Source organism: Mesorhizobium sp. M0676 (assembly GCF_040320535.1).
Taxonomy (GTDB): domain Bacteria; phylum Pseudomonadota; class Alphaproteobacteria; order Rhizobiales; family Rhizobiaceae; genus Mesorhizobium.
The window spans coordinates 210,606-230,956 of the sequence record NZ_JAMYPU010000009.1 but is presented as its reverse complement, the minus strand read 5'-3'; the positions used below and the strand labels follow the sequence as shown (position 1 = coordinate 230,956).

The following is a 20,351-nucleotide window of genomic DNA, read 5'->3' as shown; positions in this document are numbered from 1 at the left end:
AACCATCGCCGGTCCTCCGGCGGACAAGAAAACTGTCACCCATGCTATCGGTCCATTCTGTTACCTATCTATCCGGTTCGGACACGTCTCCCTTCTCCCCGTCACTATACGGGGAGAAGGTGCCGGCAGGCGGATGAGGGGCGGCGCCGGCGTTGGGGTATTTATTTTGATGTTAGCGCTGCCCCTCACCCTTACCCTCTCCCCGTATAGTGACGGGGAGAGGGGGTAGCGAACGGCGGCTCAGCGACGACCTCCGTCACCCCAAAAACGGCTTAGCCTTCATGGTCTCCGGCACCGGCACACCCAGCCGCTTCAGCACCGTCGGCGCCAGTTGCAGCTGATCAAGCAGCGTGTCCGGATCCGGCCCTTTGCCGGCTCCGAAATAATACAGCGCGAAATCCTGCATTTCATCGTCGCGGCCGCCATGATGGCCGCGGTCTGTCTGGCCGTGGTCGGCGGTTACGATCACCTCGTAACCGGCTTGCCGCCAGCCCGGCAGGAAGGCTGCCAGCATGCCGTCCATCGCGTAGCAGGCATGGTCCATTTCGTGGCAGTCATGGCCGAAGCGATGGCCCATCGAATCCAGCGTGCAGGTGTGCAGGATCCCGTAGTCGATGGCGTGGCGCCGGGTCAGCAGGGTCAGTGTCGCAAACAAATCGACATCGCTCGGCGTCATCTGGTTGCGCAAATTGTAGCCGGTCATGGTGTGGAAGCGGCCATGCGCGATCGGTCCGTTGGGCTCGTCGAACTCCATGTCCTCGACCAGATCGAACGGATAGGAACGGAAGAATTCCGACCAGTAGGAATGCGTCACCGCGCCGGTCTTGCCGCCGGCCTTGCTGACCTCGGAGAAAATATCCGGCTTGTTGACGAGAAAACGGTTCTCGTTGGATAGGATGCCGTGCTCCTGCGGCGAAACCCCGGTGTGGATCGAGGCATAGCAGCAGGCCGAGGTCGACGGCAGCACCGAGCGCATCTTCCACACCTGCGCCTCGCCCGATTGCACCCAGCCTTCGAGATTGCCCATCAGCCGGCGCCAGTTCCGGTAGGGCACGCCATCGAGAATGATGAGCAGCAGTTTGGTCTTGAGCGCCATGGGCGGCTCCGGAAAGCTTTTGCCGTTGAAAGAAGTTTTCGCGACAAAGGCCGCGAATTCCCTACTAATTCCCCGCGCTCGCCATGCGCCGTCCCTTGATCGCCTTTTCCAGCCAGCCGATCTCCATCTCGGGAACGGACGACAGCAGCAGGTCGGTATAGGCGTCGAAGGGCGGCGTCAGCACCTTGCTCTTGGCGCCGTAGCGCACCACCTCGCCGCGGTACATCACCGCGATCGAATCGGCGATCGACTTCACCGTCGCCAGATCGTGGGTGATGAAGAGGTAGGCGACCTTCTCGTGCTGCTGCAGGTTGAGCAGCAGCTTGAGAATGCCGTTGGCCACCAGCGGATCGAGCGCCGATGTCACCTCGTCGCAGATGATCAGCTTGGGCTTGGCGGCGAGCGAGCGGGCGATACAGACGCGCTGTTTCTGGCCGCCGGAGAGTTCGGCCGGATAGCGGTCGAGAAAGCCCTTGCCCATCTCTATCTCATCGAGCAGTTCGGCGACGCGTTTGTCGCGCTCGCGGCCGCGAATGCCGAAATAGAACTCCAGCGGCCGGCCGATAATGGTGCCGACGGTCTGGCGCGGGTTCATCGCCACGTCGGCCATCTGGTAGATCATCTGCAACTGGCGCAGATCCTCCTTCGGCCGGTCGGCAAGCCTGTTGGCGAGCGGCCTGCCGTCGAAGGTGACGGTGCCTTCTTCCGGCGGCAACAGCCCGGTGATGGCGCGCGCCAGCGTCGACTTGCCGGAGCCGGATTCACCGACGACGGCCAGCGTCTGTCCTGGATAGATGTCGACCGAGACGTTCTTCAGCACCTTGACGTGGCTGCCGCCGTAAGCGGCGGTGACGTTCTTGACCGACAGGAACGGCGCGGCGCCGGGCTTCTGCTCGGCATGCTCGATCTCATGCACCGAGACCAGCGCATTGGTGTATTCCTGGCGCGGCTCCTTGATGATCTGGCGAGTGCCGCCCCATTCGACCAGCCTGCCATGGCGCAGCACCATGATCTCGTCCGAGACCTGGGCGACGACGGCAAGATCGTGGGTAATGTAGAGCGCCGCGACATGGGTGTCGCGGATGGCGTCCTTGATCGCCGCCAGCACGTCGATCTGCGTCGTCACGTCGAGCGCCGTGGTCGGCTCGTCGAAGACGATCAGGTCAGGTTCCGAACACAGCGCCATAGCCGTCATCACGCGCTGCAACTGGCCGCCTGAGACCTGGTGCGGGAAGCGTTCGCCGATAATTTCGGGGTTTGGCAGGCTGAGCTTCTTGAACAACGCCACGGCACGTTTCTCGGCCTCGGCGCGTGTCGCCGTGCCATGCAGCAGCGTTGCTTCCACCACCTGGTCCATCAGCTTGTGCGCCGGGTTGAAGGCGGCGGCCGCCGACTGCGCGACATAGCAGACCTCGCGGCCGCGCAATTTGCGGAAACCTTCCTTGCCGCCCTTGAGGATATCGCGGCCGTTGAGCAGCACCTCTCCGCCGGTGATGCGCACGCCGCCACGGCCATAGCCCATCGACGACAGGCCGATGGTCGACTTGCCGGCGCCGGACTCGCCGATCAGGCCGAGCACCTTGCCCTTTTCCAGCGTCAGCGAGACATCGTGGACCAAAACGATGTTCTTCGGCGCTTCGCCGGGCGGAAACACTGTCGCTTCGATGCGCAGATTGCGGATATCGAGCAGCAGGCCGGGCTTTGCTTTTGTGTCAGCCATCACCCGCGTCCTCCCTTCAGGCTTGTCGTGCGGTTGAGCACCCAGTCAGCGACCAGATTGACCGAAATCGCCAGTGCCGCGATCGCCGCGGCGGGGATGAGTGCCGCCCCGATACCGAAGACGATGCCGTCCTTGTTTTCCTTGACCATGCCGCCCCAGTCGGCATCCGGCGGTTGCACGCCAAGGCCGAGAAAGGACAGCGTCGACAAGAACAGCACCGCGTAGATGAAGCGCAGGCCAAGTTCCGAGACCAGCGGCGACAGCGCGTTGGGCAGGATCTCGCGGAAGATGATCCAGCCGCTGCCTTCGCCCCGCAGCTTGGCGGCCTCGACATAATCCATGACGTTGATGTCGACGGCCACCGCGCGCGACAGCCGGTAGACGCGGGTCGAGTCGAGGACGCCCATCACCAGGATCAGCGTCACCAGATTGGTCGGCAGCACCGAAAGCACGACGAGCGCCATGATCAGGGTCGGGATCGACATCAGCAGATCGACAAGGCGCGACAGAAGCGTGTCGAACCAGCCGCCGAACACCGCCGCCGAAAAGCCGAGGATGGCGCCGAGCGAGAATGACAGGGCGGTGGCCAGCACCGCAATGAACAGCGTGATGCGAGCGCCGTAGATCATGCGCGACAGAAGATCGCGACCGAGATTGTCGGTGCCCAGCAAATGTGCCGCCGTCATCGGTTCCCAGACATCGCCGACGATTTCGGCATTGCCGTACGGTGCGATCAACGGTGCGAAAACTGCCGCCAGCACGAACATAGCCGTCAGCACGATGCCGATCAGCGCGGGGATGGGGATGCGTTTGATGTCGAGCATGCCCGCCGCCTATTTCGGATGTCTGAGGCGCGGATTGGCGACAATCGCCCCGATGTCCGCAATGATGTTCAGGCTGATATAGACGGCGGCGAAGACCAGGCCGACCGCCTGCACCACCGGCACGTCGCGCTTGGTGACGTGGTCGACCAGATATTGTCCCATGCCGGGATAGACGAAGATCACCTCGACCACGACGACGCCGACGATGAGGTAGGCGAGGTTGAGCATGACGACGTTGATGATCGGCGCTATGGCATTGGGGAAAGCATGCTTGCGGATGACGTTGAAGGCCGACAGGCCTTTCAGTTCTGCCGTCTCGACATAGGCCGACTGCATGACGTTGAGGATGGCCGCGCGGGTCATGCGCATCATATGCGCCAGCACAACCAGCGTCAGCGCGGTGGCCGGCAACGCGATCGCCTGCATGCGCTCACCGAACGGCATGCCGTCATAGACCGTGGAAATGGCCGGGAACCATTGATACTTCACGGCAAAGAAATAGACGAGCACATAGCCGATGAAGAATTCCGGGAAAGATGTCGAGGCGAGCGCCAGGCCGGAGATCAGCTTGTCGACCCAGCCATTGCGGTAACGCACGGCGATCAGGCCGAGGATGATGGCCAGCGGCACGGCCACGATCGCAGCCCAGAAGGCGAGGAACAGCGTGTTCCACAGCCGCCCCTTGATCGATGTGGCAATATCCTGGCCGCTCGACATCGCCGTGCCAAGATCGCCGGTGAGCACACCGCCTAGCCAATGGAAATACCTGATGTAAGCCGGCTGATTCAGGCCGAGCTGCTCGCGCAGATTGGCGAGCGATTCCGGCGTCGCCGACTGTCCGAGAATGGCTTGCGCGACGTCGCCGGGCAGGATCTGGGTGCCGGCGAAGATCAGGACCGAAACGGCCAGCAAGAGGACGATGCCCAGCGCAACGCGCTGGGCCACAAGTTTCACGACGGGTGAGGACATATCCGCAAAGCCGGGCTCAGGCTTCGAGCCAGCACTTCGCCAGCGCGTAGCCGTTCATCAGCTCCTGATGCGGATCGTCTACCCAGCCGCCGACCTTGGCGCCTGTCGCATCGATGAACTGATTGAACATCGGCAGGATCAGGCCGCCCTCGTCGCGCACCAGCACGGCCATGTCGTGGTACATCTGCTTGCGCTTGGTCTCGTCGAGTTCGGCGCGTGCGGCCAGCACCAGCTTGTCGAAGTCCGGACGCTTGAAACGGGTGTCGTTCCAGTCGGCGGTCGACAGATAGGCGGTCGAGTACATCTGGTCCTGGGTCGAGCGGCCGCCCCAATAGGAGGCGCAGAAGGGCTGCTTGTTCCAGACCTCGTTCCAGTAGCCGTCGCCGGGCTCGCGCTTGAGCTCGATCTTGATGCCGGCCTTGGCCGCGCTCTGCTGGAAGAGCTGCGAGGCGTCGACCGCGCCCGGGAAGGCGACGTCGGAGGTGCGCAGCAGCACGGTGCCGTCATGGCCCGACTTCTTGTAGTGGAACTTGGCCTTGTCGGGATCATATTTGCGCTGCTCGATCTCGGAAAACAGCGGATAGGACGAATTGATCGGGAAGTCGTTGCCGAGCGAGCCGTAGCCGCGCAGCACCTTGTTCAGCATCTCTTCGCGGTCGATCGCGAGCTTCAGCGCCATGCGCAGGTCGCTGTTGTCGAAGGGCGCGGTGTTGCAATGCATGATGAAGACGTAGTGGCCGGGGCCGGCATGGTTGCGGATGGTGACGCCCGGTACGCGCTTGATGAGGTCGACGATTTTCGGCTCGACGCGGTTGATCATGTTGACCTGGCCGCCCTGCAGGGCCGCCGTGCGCGCGGTCGCGTCGTTGATGACGATGATCTCGATCTGGTCGGCATGGCCCATCTTGTCGGCCTGCCAGTAATTGGCGAAGCGCTCGCCGCCATGGCGCACGCCGGGCTCGTTGGTAGTGACCTTGTAGGGTCCTGCCGAGATGCCGGCATCCGCCTTGTCCTTGCCGCCGTTGGGCTGGACGATGAGGTGGTAGTCGCTGAGGAGATAGGGAAGGTCGGCGTTGGCCTCCTTCAGCGTCAGGACGACTTCCTTGCCACTGGCCTTGATGCTGTCGATGCCTTTCATGTAGCCCAGCGCGCCGGACTTCGATTTTTCATCGGAATGGCGCTCGAGGGTTGCCGCCACATCCTCAGCGGTCACCGTCTTGCCGTTGTGGAATTCGACGCCGTCGCGGATTTTCAGCGTCCACACCTTGGCGTCGTCCGACGAGCCGATCTCTTCGGCGATGCGGTTCTCGAGTTTGCCTTCCGGGGACAGCTCGACGATCAGCTCGCCCCACATCTTGCCAAAAGCGAACGGCACTTGCGTCATGAACAAAGCCGGGTCCAGGCTGTTCGTGGATTCGCCGCCGACGAGGCCGGCCTTCAGCGTGCCGCCCTTGACCGGGCCTTCCGCGCGAGCCGCACTGGAAAGCAGCATATTGGCGAAGGGCGCTGTGACGCCGAGTGCTGCGGCGCGGCCGAGGAAATCACGACGGCTCAGCTTGCCGGACGCAACGCGCCGGCTCAGATATTCGAGTTCGTTGGACATTTGAGTTCCTCACTCTGTTGGTTCGACCTTATGGTCGTTTTTTGCTTGTTGTTACCAAAGGGATATTGACCGGAAGGCAAAGCCGTAAGCAAGACGGAATGCGACATGCCGTGGCGTAAATCGTGCGTCGCAACTGGACCAGTCGGGTCGACGCTCAGAGCAGGTCGCGCGGGATCGTCTCTTCGAAATCGCGTTCGAAAACCAGCGTTTCGCCCTCATAGGCTTCGATTCTGGCGCTGACGATGAAGTTTTGCGCATCGCAGCGCATTTCAGCCGACGTCTCGGTGCGCACCGACCATCCGTTTCGCGACAAGGTCTGCGTCCAGTGCGTGCGGCCCGAGGCAGACAGCGGGTCGTCGGGGTGGATCGTCCAGCTCTCGCGGGCAATGCTGCCATTGGCCAGTCCATGCGCGAGATCGCGCACTTCTCCGAAATCATCCGTGATCGACAGCGTGACGATGCCGGTCTTCTCATCGCGATCGACGTGACGCTCGGAATTCGCTGCACGAACTGTCGCGGTTGCCCAGGGTGTTGCGCCTTCGGGAGACTGGAACGAGGTCTCGTCGGCTTTTGCGAGCGGGCGCAGCGGCAGCCTCAGCGTCGCCGCTGAAAGGTCGAGCCGCACCGGCTCCGGCGACGGCCAGATCATCGGCCAGTAAGCATTGGAAACCGCGATGCGCAGGCGGTGTCCGGCCGGCACGCGGTAGGCGCACTGGTCGAGAATAACGCGCGCCGAAACCGTTTCGCCCGGCACCAGCGCTTGCGGCTGTTCGTGCGAAGAACGATGCGTCAGGTTGAGCACGCCGTAGGAGATCAGTTCCGAGGCGCCGTCGGGGTGCACGTCGCACAGTCGAACCGCGATGTTCGCCTGCGGGCGATCGGACGACACCCGGATGAGAAGCTCCGGCGCGCCGACGATGTCGAGTGTCTCGGCAAGCACAGGCTGATCGAAGCAGACGGACAGCGCATCGTCCGGGCGCTGGTCGCCCGGCAGTTCCGGGCCAAAGGTGAAGGGAAAATATTCGCCGCCGGCGAGCCCGCAGCTTTGCGGGGTCGCCACGATCGCCGGCCTGACGCCGTCAGCAATGAGTTCGATCGCCCCGACCTTGATGTTGGGAGACGGCCATTCCTGTTCGGCCACCCAACGGCCCGGCCGCTCCGGGTGCCAGCGCGCCGGCCGCACACTGTCCATGACATAGGCGCGGTAGTCCGGGTCGGCCTCGACGCCGGTGTCGACGCCCTTCAACCAGCTGTCCCACCAGCGCAACGCCTCCTGCAGGAAGCCGATGGCGGGTTTGGGTTCGGCATAATGCGGGTATTTGTGGATCCATGGCCCGACAATGCCCTTCACCGGCGCCTGGATGTTGGTGACCAGATGCGAAATCGTGTTGCGGTAGCCGTCATGCCAGCCGCCGATCGACAGCACGGCGGCTTTGACCGCGGAGAAATCCTCGCAGATCGAACCGCGTTTCCAATAGGCGTCGCGATGCTGATGGCTGAGCCAGAGCGGCAGAAGGAAAGACTGGTTCTCCAGCCGCGTCAGCCAGAGGTCGCGCCAGCGGTTGTCGCCCGCAATCAGCGGATCCGGCGGTCGCGACGAATAGGACAACATGGTCGAGGCCCAGCCGAAATTTTCCGTCAAAAGGCAGCCGCCCTTGTAGTGGATGTCATCGGCGTAGCGGTCGACGGTCGAGCACAGGCTGATCACCGCCTTCAGCGCCGGCGGCTGCTTGGCCGCCACCTGCAGGCAGTTGAAGCCACCCCAGGAAATGCCCATCATGCCGACACTGCCGTTGCACCAGGGCTGTGCTGCCGCCCAGGCAATCACATCGCAGGCGTCCTGCAATTCCTGCTCGGAATATTCGTCGTCCATCAGACCTTCGGAATCGCCATTGCCGCGCATGTCGACGCGGATCGAGGCGTAGCCGTGGCCGGCAAAATAGGGATGCGTCAGCTGATCGCGAAAGATGGTGCCGTCGCGCTTGCGGTAGGGCAGGTGCTCGAGGATCGCCGGCACCGGATCGCTGCTGGCGTCCTCCGGCATCCAAACCCGCGCCGACAGCCGGCAACCATCCGGCATGACGATGCCCATATCGGGGAATTCGACGACCTTGCGGGGAAATTCGGTGATGGTTTTCATGCGATGCTCCAGGATGTCAGTGACGCATGGAGCGGGCATGTCATGAAGTCAAACGGGCGACGGCCGGTGTCGCCGCGACGACGCCACGATATGTAGCCCGATTGTTTTGCCCTGATGTTGCAGGATTATATAATTAATGTATTACATTTATTAACTGAACCCAACGTGATGAGGATTTCGCCTGAAAATCGTTTGGGATGAGCCAAAGCGCGTGACGAACCTGGACAGCCGGGGTCTCGATTTTGCCGAACTCGATATTGAGTTTTTTTTGCGACTTCAACCGTCCTTCCAGCCAAGGCCGACCGGTTCAAGGCGATTGGCGAATTCGGAGAGATCATCCTGGCCGTGATTTTCAAGCCGCTTGGTTCGGAGGCGATTTCGGTGATCTCGATGCGCCGTGCCAGCCGAAAGGAAAGGTCAGTATATGAACAATCCTAAATCGCGTGTTCGACCGCTTACCGATGCGGAGGAAGGGGAAATTCAAAGACAAATTGTTGATGATCCCGACGATGCGGAGACGACAGACGAACAGTTGGCGCAAGCCAGGCCTTTCGCGGAAGTGTTTCCAGAACTTTTCGAGAGCATAAGGCGTGCTCGTGGCCGGCCAGCCGTGGAGAAGCCTAAGCAAGTCGTGTCCATCCGTCTGGATCAGGATGTCATCAGTAAATTCAAGGCGACCGGCAAGGGCTGGCAGGCCAGGATCAACGAGGTGCTGAAAAACGCGAAGGTAGGCTAGGCAATCCGCGTCAGTTCAGCGGAATGTCGTTTTCGGCCTTGCGCGCCTGATAAGCGCCGGACAGTTCGTCGTAGCGGGCGGAAATATTGCCGATCCTTGCCTCAAGCCGGCCGCGCTCGGCCTCGGGCAGCGCCCGCACCAGCCTGCGAATGGAAAAACTCTTCCAATAAGCGTTCTCGGCATTGTAACCGCCGGGATCAAGAGTGAAGACCTCTTTCAGGATTTTCAGATCGTGCGGGATCGCAAAGCTGTCGCGTGAATCCTCGTGGCTGAAGAGGTAGTAGAAATTGTCGAAGCCGGTCCAGGTGATCGCCGACAGGCAGAGCGAGCAGGGCTCATGCGTGGCGATGAAGATGGCGTCCTTGGTGTCGACGCGCTCGGCTTTCGGCATTTCATAGAAACGCTTCAGGCAGTGCACCTCGCCATGCCAGAGCGGATTTTCCATCTCGTTGTTGGTTTCGGCCAGCACCAGCGAGCGGTCGCCCTTCCGCAGGATGGCGGCGCCGAACAGCTTGTTCCCATGGGCCACGCCCTCTGCCGTTTTCGGCACGATGTCGTGCTCGATGACATCGAGCAGGCGGTCGATCAGCGATATGTCGGTCATTTCTCAGGTCTCGTTGGGGAGATGGATTTCGTAGGGGTGCGAGAAATGGAACTCTTCGAGGTTGGAGCCGTCACCGCCGCGGTCGACGATGACGAAATCCTGCGCTTCACCGAGTGGTGTCAGCACGCCGTGCCAGAGATTGCGCGGATAGTTGACGCCTTGCCCGGGTGCGGTGATGAAGGCATGCGGCTCGCGCGGACCGTCCTTGCCGTCATGGCAGACGACGACCAGGAAAGGCCGCGGTGACAGCGGGATGAACGCCTGGCTGCCTAAGGGATGGCGCTCGACCATGGTCAGCTTCAGCGGCAGGTCGTAAGGCGTGCCGCGCGCCATCGAGATCAGCACGCAGGCATTCGGTCCCGCGGCTTCAGCGGTGGCGAGATTGTGGTAGCGCTCGGTCTTGCCGCCATTGATCGGGTAGTGATTGCCGCCGCCCATGTCGATGACATCGCCGAAGCCGGCAAAGCTTTCGCGGGTCAGCGGCCGCGCTGTGATGCGGGTCACCGCGCGCGACCGCCAATGCCCGCCCCGCCGAGCTTGGCGTGCCGGTTGACGTCCTTGTAAAGGAGATAGCGGAATTTGCCTGGGCCGCCCGCGTAGCAGGCCTGCGGGCAGAAGGCGCGCAGCCACATGAAGTCGCCGGCCTCGACCTCGACCCAGTCCTGGTTGAGGCGGTAGACCGCCTTGCCTTCCAAGACATAGAGCCCGTGCTCCATGACATGCGTCTCGGCAAACGGGATGACGGCGCCAGGCTCGAGCGTGACGATGGTGACATGCATGTCGTGGCGCATGTCGGCTGGATCGACGAAACGGGTCGTCGCCCAGCGACCCTCGGTGCCGGGCATCGGCGTCGGCGCCACTTGCTGGTCACTGCTGAACAGGACTTCCGGCGCGTCGATGCCGTCGACGGCCTCATAGGCCTTCCTGATCCAGTGGAAGCGTACGGCTTCTCGGCCTTCGTTGCGTACGGTCCAGCCGCTGGCCGGCGGCAGGAAGGCAAAGCCGCCCGATTGAAGCACATGTTTCTTGCCGGCGAACGAAACGGTCAACTCGCCCTCGACCACGAACAGCACGCCCTCGGCGCCGGCGTCCGGCTCCGGCCGTTCGCTGCCGCCGCCAGGCAAAACCTCGACGATGTACTGCGAAAATGTCTCGGCGAAGCCCGACAGCGGCCTGGCGATGATCCAGGCCCTGGTCTCGTCCCAGAACGGCAAGGGGCTGGTGACGATGTCCTGCATCACTCCTTTGGGGATGACGGCATAGGCTTCGGTGAAGACGGCGCGGCCGGTCAAAAGCTCATTTTGGCCGGGATGGCCGCCATGCGGCGCATAGTAGGTTTTCTGGTCAGTCTTGATCATATCCATGGGTCCTGACCCCTCAGTCATTTCATTAGAGCGGGAGCATGTCTTTCAGGCGGAGCAGCGCGATGCGCTCGACCTGTTTGCAGGCGGTATCGAGTTCTACGCCACGGCTGTTGCCGATGCGCGCCTCGAACTCGGCGAGGATCTCCTCCTTGGTCTTGCCCCGCACCGCGATGATGAAGGGAAAGCCGAAGGTGGTGACGTAAGCGGCGTTGAGCTTGGAAAACAGCTCGCGCTCCTTGTCGGTCAGCGCGTCGAGGCCGGCGGAGGCCTGCTCGCGTGTGGATTCCGCAGTGAGGCGTCTCGCTTTGGCCAGTTTGCCAGCGAGATCGGGATGGGCGTTGAGGACGCCGATCCGCTCGGTTTCGCTGGCGGCGCGGAAGACGCGGCAGAGCGCATTGTGCAGGCCGCCGGCGCTGTCATGCGCCGGCCCAAGCTCCAGTTCATAGGCACGTTCGGCGATCCAGGGCGAATGTTCGAACACGCCGCCGAAAGTGTCGACGAAGGTCTCGAACGCCATCTTCGACGGCTTGAGCGCCGCCGGCTGGTAGGGGTGGTTCTCCTGCCAGTGCCTGGCGATATCGATGCGCCGTGCCAGCCAGACCTTGTCGTGCGATCTGACATAGTCGACGAAGCGCTTCAGCGCCGCCACCCGCCCGGGACGTCCGACGAGGCGGCAATGCAGGCCGATATTCATCATCCGCGGCCGGCCCGCTTTGCCCTCGGCATAGAGCGTGTCGAAACTGTCCTTCAAATAGGCGAAGAACTGGTCGCCGGAATTGAATCCCTGTGGCGTGGCGAAACGCATGTCGTTGGCATCGAGCGTGTAGGGGATGACGAGTTGCGCGCCGCCGCTGTGCTCGAACCAGTAGGGCAGTTCGTCGTCATAAGTGTCCGACACATAGTCGAAGCCGCCCTCTTCGGCCACCAACCGCACCGTATTGACCGAGGTGCGGCCGGTGTACCAGCCGGTCGGCCGTTGGCCTGTCACCTCGTAGTGCAGCTTGATCGCCGCTTCGAGGTCGCGGCGCTCGTCCTCGGCGCTGTGGTCGCGGTAGTCGATCCATTTCAGCCCGTGCGAGGCCATTTCCCAGCCGGCCTCCTGCATCGCCGCCACCTGGTCGGGCGACCGGGCTAATGCTGAGGCGACCCCGTAGCAGGTCACCGGCACTTGCGCCTCGCTGAACAGGCGCAGCAGCCGCCAGAAGCCTGCCCGCGCGCCATATTCGTAGATCGATTCCATGTTCCAGTGGCGCTGGCCGACCCAGGGCGCGGCGCCGACGATTTCCGACAGAAAGGCTTCCGAGGCCTTGTCGCCGTGCAGCACGCAGTTCTCGCCGCCTTCCTCGTAGTTGACGACGAATTGGACGGCCACATGCGCACCGCCCGGCCATTTCGGATCCGGCGGATTGGCTCCGTAGCCGCGCATGTCTCTAGAGTAACGCATTGCCCCTCCCCGCCGGACGCTGCCGGAGTTGTGATCAGGATAGTCGAAAGGGTTGCTCGCGCATTCCCCCGAAATTTTTGAAAGTGTTTTTGTGCCACTCCGCTCGACCGGGACTTATGCATCGCCTTTAATTGGCGCACAATTCACTGCTTTGTTCGGCTGTATCGGAAATGGGAGGCGCCAGTGGCAGAAACGTCGAGAGCCGATGGCGGACGTCTGACGACGCATGTGCTCGACACCGCGACCGGCAAGCCGGCGGCGGGCCTGTCGATCGCGCTTTATCATCTTGAGAGCGACGCGCGGATACATTTGAAGACCATCGTCACAAATGCCGACGGCCGCTGCGATGCGCCGCTGCTGGCAGGAGCGGAATTCCGCCTCGGCGAATACGAACTGGTGTTCGCCGCCGGTGACTATCTACGCGGCCAGGGCACCAAACTGCCGGAACCGGCCTTCCTCGACAGTGTGCCGATCCGCTTCGGCATGGCGGAATCCGTGCATTATCACGTGCCGTTGCTTATCTCTCCTTATGGCTACTCGACCTACAGGGGGAGCTGACGCATGGCCAAGATCACAATACGCAACGAGATCCGCTTCATCCTCAATGGCAGGGATGTCGCGCTGTCGTCGGTGGCGCCTGACGCGACCTTGCTCGACTGGCTGCGGCTCGACCGCTCGCTGCGCGGCACCAAGGAAGGCTGCGCCGAGGGCGATTGCGGCGCCTGCACGGTTCTGGTCGGAAAATTGTCCGCCGGCAAGCTGGTTTATGAAAGCGTCAACGCCTGCATCCGTTTCCTCGGTTCGCTCGACGGCACCCATGTCGTCACCGTCGAGCATCTGCGCGGCGCGCCTGGCCAATTGCATCCGGTGCAGCAGGCGATGGTCGATTTCCACGCTTCGCAATGCGGCTTCTGCACGCCGGGCTTCGTCATGTCGCTCTACGGCTTGTGGATGAAGTCGCCGGACCCGTCGAATGCGGCGATCGAGAAGGCCTTGCAAGGCAATCTTTGCCGCTGCACCGGCTATGAGGCAATCATGCGCGCCGCGCGTGCCATCTCCAGCTACGGCAAGGCGGCGAAGGATCCGCTGGCGGCCGAGCGCAAGGCGATCACCGCCAGGCTCGAGGCTATGCATGACGGTGCCCGCGTCGAAATCGGCGTCGGCAAGCTGAGGTTGGTCGTCCCGGCCAACGCCGATGATTTCGCCGCTGTACTGGATAAGGAACCCGACGCCACTGTTGTCGCCGGCTCGACCGACGTCGGCCTGTGGGTCACCAAGCACATGCGCGACATCTCACCGGTAGTCTTCATCGGCAATCTCGAGGGGCTGTGCGCGATCTCCGAAGACAATGACGTCATCACCATCGACGCCGGCGTTACCTACACCGACGCCTTCGCGACACTGGCCAAGCGCATCCCCGCGCTCGGGCCATTGTTCGACCGCATCGGCGGCGAACAGGTACGAAACATGGGCACCATCGGCGGCAACATCGCCAATGGCTCGCCGATCGGCGACACGCCGCCGCCCCTGATCGCGCTTGGTGCGCAACTGACGCTGCGCCGCGGCAAGAAGCGGCGCACCATCGCGCTCGAGGATTTCTTCATCGCCTATGGCAAGCAGGACCGGCAGCCAGGCGAATTCGTCGAGGCCGTGCACGTTCCCGTGCCGGCCAAGGGCACGAAGTTTGCCGTCTACAAGATCACCAAGCGCCGCGACGAGGACATCACCGCAGCCCTTGGCGCCTTTTTCCTCGACTTGGCCAAGGACGGAACCGTGGCCGATATATGCATCGCCTATGGCGGCATGGCGGCCACCCCGAAGCGGGCTTTCGGTGTCGAAAAAGCGCTGCTCGGCAAGCCGTGGACGGAGACAACGGTGGAAGCGGCCATGGCTGAATATGCCGGCGATTTCACCCCGCTGACCGATATGCGGGCATCGGCCGAATACCGGGCGCTGGCGGCCAGGAACCTGCTGCTGCGCTTTTTTGCCGAAACCAGCGGCAGCAAGGCGCCGTTCCAGGTGTCACGCAACGAGGCGGCCTGATGAACAAGCACGCCTCTCCAGATCTCAAGGCGCAGAAGATTTCCGGTGGCGTCGCCGCCGACCAGCGCCACGATTCCGCGCACAAGCATGTCAGCGGCAGCGCGGTCTATATCGACGATATGCCGGAACCGGCGGGCATGCTGCATGGCTGCCTCGGCCTGTCCACGGCGACGCATGCGACGATCAGCAAAATGGATCTGTCGGCGGTGCGCGCGGCGCCGGGCGTCGTCGACGTGCTGACGGCCAAGAACGTTCCGGGCGAAAATGACATCTCGCCGACCGGCCGCCACGACGAGCCGGTGCTGGCCGACGACAAGGTGCAGTTTTATGGTCAGCCGATCTTCTGCGTTATTGCCAAGACGCGCGAACAGGCGCGCCGCGCCACCCGGCTGGCCAAGGTCGAATACAGTCCATTGCCTTTCGTCACCGACATTGGCAGCCTCGACCCCCGCAAGGACAAGCTGGTCACGCCGCCACTGACCTTGAAGCGCGGCGATGCCGCCGCCGCGATCAAGGCGGCGCCGCGCCGGCTGAAGGGCAAGATGCGCATTGGCGGCCAGGAGCATTTCTATCTGGAAGGCCATATCGCCGTGGCCATTCCCGGCGAGGACCAGGACGTCACCATCTATTCCTCGACCCAGCATCCGAGCGAAGTGCAGCATATGGTCAGCCATGCGCTGGGCGTGCCGAGCAATGCCATCACGGTGGAAATCCGCCGTATGGGCGGTGGCTTCGGCGGGAAGGAGACGCAAGGCAACCAGTTTGCGGCATTGGCGGCGATCGCCGCCAAGAAACACCATCGCGCGGTCAAGATCCGGCCCGACCGTGACGACGACATGATTGCCACCGGCAAGCGCCATGACTTCCTCGTCGACTACGAAGTAGGTTTCGACGACGACGGCAACATTCTTGGCGTCGACTTCATGTTCGCGGCGCGTTGCGGCTTTTCATCGGACCTGTCCGGCCCGGTCACCGACCGCGCGCTGTTCCACTGCGACAACACCTATTTCTGGCCGGCGGTGCATGCGCAGTCGGCGCCGCTTTACACCAACACCGTGTCGAACACGGCGTTTCGCGGCTTCGGCGGCCCGCAAGGCATGGTCGGCGCCGAACGCGTCATCGACGAGGTTGCCTTTGCCGTCGGCAAGGACCCGCTCGAAATCCGCAAGCAGAATTTTTATGGCACCAGTGGTGATAAAGACGGGGGCCGCAACGTCACCCCGTATCACCAGACGGTCGAGGACAACATCATTCACCGCATCGTCGCCGAGCTGGAGGCGAGCGCCGACTATGCGGGGCGCCGCCGCATCATCCAGGCCTTCAACGCCAACAGCCGCTTCATCAAGCGCGGCCTGGCGCTGACGCCGGTCAAATTCGGCATCTCTTTCACGGCCACCCACTACAACCAGGCCGGCGCGCTGGTGCATGTCTATACCGACGGTTCGGTGCATCTGAATCACGGCGGCACCGAGATGGGGCAAGGCCTCTACGTCAAGGTGGCGCAGGTGGTGGCGGAAGAGTTCCAGATCGACCTCGACCAGGTCAAGATCACCGCGACGACCACCGGCAAGGTGCCCAACACTTCGGCCACCGCGGCGTCGTCCGGCACCGACCTCAACGGCATGGCGGCGCAGAACGGCGCCCGCCAGATCAAGGAACGGCTGACCGACTTCGCCGCCGAAAAATACCAGGTGCCGCGCGAGCAGGTGCTTTTCCTGCCCAACCGGGTGCGCATCGGCAACCAGGAGATCGCCTTCACCGACCTTGTCAAGCAGGCCTATATGGCCCGCATCCAACTGTCGGCGGCGGGTTTTTACAAGACGCCGAAAATCCACTGGAACCGTGACAAGGGCGAGGGCCGTCCGTTCTATTATTTCGCCTATGGCGCCTCGTGCTCGGAAGTCTCGGTCGACACGCTGACCGGCGAATATGTCGTCGAGCGCACCGACATATTGCATGAAACCGGCCGCTCGCTGAACCGCGCCATCGATCTCGGCCAGATCGAGGGCGGCTTCATCCAGGGCATGGGATGGCTGACGACGGAGGAGCTGTGGTGGGACGACAAGGGCCGGCTGCGCACGCATGCGCCGTCGACCTATAAGATCCCGCTCGCGTCCGACCGGCCGAAGATATTCAACGTCACGCTGGCCGACTGGCCGGAGGCCAACGAGCCGACGGTGCACCGTTCCAAGGCGGTCGGCGAACCGCCCTTCCCGCTCGGCATGTCTGTGCTGCATGCGCTGTCGGACGCGGTGGCAAGTGTGGCCGATCATAAGGCCTGTCCGCGTCTCGACGCTCCTGCAACACCAGAAAGGGTGCTGATGGCGATCCAACGGCTGAAGGGTGAAGCCAAGAATAGCGCCTGACTCTGACCTGGATTCTGGCAAAACGTGCAATTCAGACTGAAAAACCCTATATTTCCCGTACGGGAATGCGAAATATGAAGTCGAAAGTGCAAAGCCTCAGAGCTTTTCTCGCCAGCGCCGACCGGTTTGCCTTGGTCGAAGTGGCCAGTACCAAGGGCTCGACCCCCCGCGAGAAGGGCGCCTTCATGCTCGTCTCGCAGGCGGCGACTTTTGGCACGATCGGCGGCGGTCAGCTCGAGTACATGGCGATCGACAAGGCGAGGCAGATGGTGGGGTCTTCACCCTCCCCCTTGTGGGGAGGGTCGGGGGGGGGCGCCCCGCCGCGGGGGGGGGGGGGGGGCGGCCCCCCCCCCCCCCCCCGGGCGGGGGGGGCGGGTGCGGACGATCGTGCCAAGCCACCCCGTTTCGCTGACGCCGCCACACGGCGTCCGCTCACCGACCCTCCCCCCAAGGGGGAGGGTAAAGAAGCCCGCATCGGCTTCGACGAAGTCTGCGCCACGCTTGACGTGCCGCTAGGCCCCGAGATCGGCCAGTGCTGCGGCGGGCGCGTCGAAGTCTTGATCCGTGTCGTCGATGCCGCGCTTACTGCCGAGCTGATCGCGGCCGCAGAAGCCGAGGAAGCCCACCTGCCGCATGTCTATATCTTCGGCGGCGGCCATGTCGGCCGGGCGCTGGCCTCGACTGTTGCACTTCTTCCCGTGCGTGGTGTCGTCATCGAGACGCGGGCCGAAGCGCTGGAAGGCATGCCGGAAACCGTCGAGACGCGGCTGACGCCGATGCCCGAGGCCGAGGTGCGAAACGCCCCCGCCGGCACCGCCTTCGCCATCCTCACCCACGACCATGCGCTGGATTTCCTCATCGTCGCCGAAGCGCTGAAGCGCGACGACGCGGCCTATGTCGGCATGATCGGCTCGAAAACCAAGAGAGCGACGTTCAGGAACTGGTTCCTGAAATCGGCTGAGGGCACGGAGGCTGAGTTCGCCCGCCTCGTCTCGCCGATCGGCGGCGATGCGGTCAAGGACAAGCGCCCACCGGTCATAGCTGCGCTGGCCGCGGCCGAGATCATGACGGCGCTGGTCGTTCACAACACCGCGCCGAATGCCGACCATCAAGTCCAGCATAAGATGATGGCCGGCTAAGCTTCGGCGCGGCTAAGCAGGCCGCTTCAGGCCGAGATGATCTCGCAAGGTGCTGCCTTCGTATTCCCGACGGAACAGTCCGCGCCGCTGCAGTTCCGGCACCACCAGCGTGGCAAAGGCATCGAGCTCGCCGGGGAAGTATGACGGCATGACGTTGAAGCCGTCCGCGCCGCCGCCCTCGAACCGCGCCTGCAATTCGTCAGCGATCTGCGCCGGCGTGCCGACGATACGCCAATGGCCACGTGCGCCGGCGAAATGGCGGGCAAGCTGGCGGATCGACAGGCCGTTGCGGCGCGATTGTTCGATGACCAGCGCCTGGCGGCTTTTCATTCCCTCGGTCTCCGGCAGCTCGGGCATCGGTCCGTCGATCGGATAGCTCCCGAGATCGGAGATGCTGAGATAGCTGGACAGCAGCGCCACGCCGACATCGTCGGGGATCAGCGCCTGCAATTCCTCCTGTTTCTCCCGCGCTTCGGCCTCGGTTTCCGCCACCACGGGGGAGACGCCCGGCATGATCTTGATGTCGTCGGGCTGACGCCCATAGGCAGCCATACGGCCCTTGAGGTCGTCGTAAAAGCCCTTGGCTTCCTCGAGGGTCTGCGCCGCCGTGAACACGACGTCGGCGGTGCGGGCGGCAAGGTCGCGGCCGACATCCGAGGCGCCGGCCTGCACCATCACCGGCGCGCCCTGCGGCGAGCGCGGCAGGTCGAGCGGGTCGCGCATCGAAAAGCTCTGGCCGTTGTGACCGTGAAAGCCACTGCCTTGCCAAAGTCCTGATACCACCTCGGCGAATTCGCGCGCCCGCTCGTAGCGGTCGGCATGGGGTTTCAGGCCCATCGCGCCGAAATTGGCGGCTTCGATGGGGCTGGCCGACGTCACCAGGTTCCAGCCAGCCCGGCCACCACTCAGATGATCGAGCGACAGAAAGGTGCGCGCCAGACCGTAGGGCTCGTTGTAGCTGGTCGACGCCGTCGAAACGAGGCCGATGCCGCTGGTCTGCACGGCGAGCGCGGACAGCAGGCTGATCGGCTCGAAGCCGATCGAGCGTGAGGTCTGGCTGGCGATGCCGACATTGGCTTCGCGCAGACCGGCGGCGTCCTCGCAGAACACCATGTCGAACTTCGCCGCTTCCGCCGTGCGCGCCAGCTGGATGTAATGATCGATGTCGATGCCTGCAGTAACATGCGCCTTGGGGTGACGCCAGGCGGCGATGTGGTGGCCCGTCGCCCACAGGAAGGCGCCAAGCTTCATCTGGCGGGTCATTGCGCTCCTCCGGCAAGTCTGAGATGAGAGCGCAAGGTGGTGCCGGGATAATCCGGGCGGACGAGGCCGCGGCGCTGCAATTCCGGCAGCACGCGGCCGATGAAACCGTCAATCGCCGCAGGCGGTATTGCGATGTTGAACCCGTCGCAGCTTTGCGAGCTGAACCATGTTTCGAGCGCGTTGGCAGCGACATCTGCGCCAACGTTCAGCAGCAGCTTGACCGCACCCGGATCGCGTCCGCAGGCCACAACGCGGCGCTTGAGATCGTCATGGCGCGCCTTGGGGTCCTTTGTGGGTCTGTCCAGCAGGACGACATCGGCGGTGCGGGCGGCGATATCCAGGTCGGCCTCGGACAGGCCGGACAGCACCAGCACCGGCGTATCCTGCGGCGAGCGCGCGACGTTCAGCGGCCCGCGCACGGAGAAAAATTCGCCTTTGTGGTCGAGCAGGTGCATTTTTTCGGGATCGTGGAAGCGGCCGCCGATCTTGTCGAACAGCAGCGCGTCGGCATCCCAGCCCTGCCACAGGCGCTGAACGATGCCGATGTATTCCTGCGTGCGGCGGCGGAACACATCGTCGGAAAATCCATCCGGCCGGCTGAAATTGGCGGCTTCCCCTGGCGCCTGCGCCATGGTGGCGTGCCAGCCGGCGCGGCCATGGCTGATGATGTCGAGCGAAGCAAAACGGCGCGCCAGATTGTACGGCTGGTGAGCGACCGTCGAGGCTGCAGCGACAAGGCCGATCCGACTTGTCATCGTCGCCAGCGCCGCCAGCAAGGTCGTCGCTTCGAAAGAACTCGACCCGGCGCTGTTCGGCGCGGAATCATCGAGGACAATCATGTCCAGCCCCGCCGCTTCCGCTTGCTTGGCTAAGCCGGCCAGGTCGCTAAACCCGAGCGGCTGCCCGCAAGCAATGTTGAGCGAAACGGCAAGATGCATTGTGGCTTGCTGGTCAGTCGGCATGGGACCATCGATCATAGGGCAGCGTATGCGAACCTAAGGTCACCTGCTTGTAAGACAATCCTGGCGACTGGGCCAACA

17 protein-coding genes and 1 pseudogene are annotated in these 20,351 nt (G+C 63.2%); 6 read left to right on the top strand and 12 right to left on the bottom strand.

Features of this window, described 5'->3' with window-relative positions:
* Positions 1–256 precede the first annotated feature (256 nt).
* The 6 genes from NKI35_RS12895 to NKI35_RS12870 form a co-directional block, all read right to left on the bottom strand.
* Positions 257–1,096 (bottom strand): alkaline phosphatase family protein, encoded by an 840-nt coding sequence (locus NKI35_RS12895; RefSeq protein WP_023815944.1) that lies wholly within the window; start codon positions 1,094–1,096, stop codon positions 257–259.
* 64 nt (positions 1,097–1,160) lie between these two features.
* Positions 1,161–2,816 carry an ABC transporter ATP-binding protein gene (locus tag NKI35_RS12890; protein ID WP_023671390.1) on the bottom strand — a complete coding sequence of 552 codons (1,656 nt, stop codon included), beginning with the start codon at positions 2,814–2,816 and terminating at the stop codon, positions 1,161–1,163.
* Entirely contained in the window at positions 2,816–3,640 is an 825-nt protein-coding gene (locus NKI35_RS12885) for an ABC transporter permease (protein ID WP_023671389.1), read from the bottom strand. The genes NKI35_RS12890 and NKI35_RS12885 overlap by 1 nt, the downstream gene beginning before the upstream one ends.
* 9 nt (positions 3,641–3,649) lie before the next feature.
* On the bottom strand, positions 3,650–4,609 hold the full coding sequence (locus tag NKI35_RS12880) for an ABC transporter permease (protein ID WP_023671388.1): 960 nt from the start codon (positions 4,607–4,609) through the stop codon (positions 3,650–3,652).
* Between the two features lie 16 nt (positions 4,610–4,625).
* Complete coding sequence (locus NKI35_RS12875) at positions 4,626–6,212, bottom strand: ABC transporter substrate-binding protein (protein WP_023671387.1); 1,587 nt, start codon at positions 6,210–6,212, stop codon at positions 4,626–4,628.
* A 154-nt stretch (positions 6,213–6,366) separates the two neighbouring features.
* Positions 6,367–8,352, bottom strand: coding sequence for a CocE/NonD family hydrolase (locus tag NKI35_RS12870; RefSeq protein WP_023683486.1), 1,986 nt, complete (start codon positions 8,350–8,352; stop codon positions 6,367–6,369).
* Positions 8,353–8,533: 181 nt separating this feature from the next.
* Here NKI35_RS12870 and NKI35_RS12865 point away from each other — a divergent pair.
* Positions 8,534–8,790: pseudogene (locus NKI35_RS12865) on the top strand (BrnT family toxin).
* Positions 8,777–9,088: a BrnA antitoxin family protein gene (locus NKI35_RS12860; protein WP_023683487.1), complete on the top strand. Its 312-nt coding sequence runs from the start codon at positions 8,777–8,779 to the stop codon at positions 9,086–9,088. Before NKI35_RS12865 ends, NKI35_RS12860 begins: the two are co-directional and overlap by 14 nt.
* A 10-nt stretch (positions 9,089–9,098) precedes the next feature.
* On the opposite strand, the gene NKI35_RS12855 is transcribed toward NKI35_RS12860, so the two are convergent.
* The 4 genes from NKI35_RS12855 to puuE are packed head-to-tail and all read right to left on the bottom strand — an operon-like array spanning position 9,099 to position 12,500.
* Positions 9,099–9,692 (bottom strand): nucleoside deaminase, encoded by a 594-nt coding sequence (locus tag NKI35_RS12855; RefSeq protein ID WP_023683488.1) that lies wholly within the window; start codon positions 9,690–9,692, stop codon positions 9,099–9,101.
* A gap of 3 nt (positions 9,693–9,695) precedes the next feature.
* Positions 9,696–10,196 (bottom strand): ureidoglycolate lyase, encoded by a 501-nt coding sequence (locus NKI35_RS12850; protein WP_023732614.1) that lies wholly within the window; start codon positions 10,194–10,196, stop codon positions 9,696–9,698.
* Positions 10,193–11,050, bottom strand: a complete 858-nt coding sequence (locus tag NKI35_RS12845) for a bifunctional allantoicase/(S)-ureidoglycine aminohydrolase (RefSeq protein ID WP_502897139.1) — start codon at positions 11,048–11,050, stop codon at positions 10,193–10,195. Before NKI35_RS12845 ends, NKI35_RS12850 begins: the two co-directional genes overlap by 4 nt.
* Before the next feature lie 31 nt (positions 11,051–11,081).
* Positions 11,082–12,500 carry an allantoinase PuuE gene (gene puuE / locus NKI35_RS12840; RefSeq protein WP_352740268.1) on the bottom strand — a complete coding sequence of 473 codons (1,419 nt, stop codon included), beginning with the start codon at positions 12,498–12,500 and terminating at the stop codon, positions 11,082–11,084.
* A gap of 183 nt (positions 12,501–12,683) precedes the next feature.
* Here puuE and uraH point away from each other — a divergent pair, with 183 nt between their 5' ends.
* The 4 genes from uraH to xdhC all read left to right on the top strand — a co-directional run bounded on the left by uraH (position 12,684) and on the right by xdhC (position 18,048).
* Positions 12,684–13,058, top strand: a complete 375-nt coding sequence (gene uraH / locus NKI35_RS12835) for a hydroxyisourate hydrolase (protein ID WP_023683492.1) — start codon at positions 12,684–12,686, stop codon at positions 13,056–13,058.
* Positions 13,059–13,061: 3 nt separating this feature from the next.
* A complete protein-coding gene (gene xdhA, locus NKI35_RS12830) occupies positions 13,062–14,543 on the top strand; it encodes a xanthine dehydrogenase small subunit (protein WP_352740266.1) in 1,482 nt (493 codons plus the stop codon).
* Positions 14,543–16,909 carry a xanthine dehydrogenase molybdopterin binding subunit gene (gene xdhB / locus NKI35_RS12825; RefSeq protein WP_352545523.1) on the top strand — a complete coding sequence of 789 codons (2,367 nt, stop codon included), beginning with the start codon at positions 14,543–14,545 and terminating at the stop codon, positions 16,907–16,909. Before xdhA ends, xdhB begins: the two co-directional genes overlap by 1 nt.
* 74 nt (positions 16,910–16,983) lie before the next feature.
* Positions 16,984–18,048: a xanthine dehydrogenase accessory protein XdhC gene (xdhC, locus tag NKI35_RS12820; protein WP_352740264.1), complete on the top strand. Its 1,065-nt coding sequence runs from the start codon at positions 16,984–16,986 to the stop codon at positions 18,046–18,048.
* 12 nt (positions 18,049–18,060) lie between these two features.
* Here xdhC and NKI35_RS12815 read toward each other — a convergent pair whose 3' ends face one another.
* Together NKI35_RS12815 and NKI35_RS12810 are read right to left on the bottom strand one after the other, a co-directional pair.
* Positions 18,061–19,311 carry an LLM class flavin-dependent oxidoreductase gene (locus NKI35_RS12815; RefSeq protein ID WP_023752454.1) on the bottom strand — a complete coding sequence of 417 codons (1,251 nt, stop codon included), beginning with the start codon at positions 19,309–19,311 and terminating at the stop codon, positions 18,061–18,063.
* Positions 19,308–20,249: an LLM class flavin-dependent oxidoreductase gene (locus tag NKI35_RS12810; RefSeq protein ID WP_023752455.1), complete on the bottom strand. Its 942-nt coding sequence runs from the start codon at positions 20,247–20,249 to the stop codon at positions 19,308–19,310. The genes NKI35_RS12815 and NKI35_RS12810 overlap by 4 nt, the downstream gene beginning before the upstream one ends.
* Positions 20,250–20,351 lie beyond the last annotated feature (102 nt).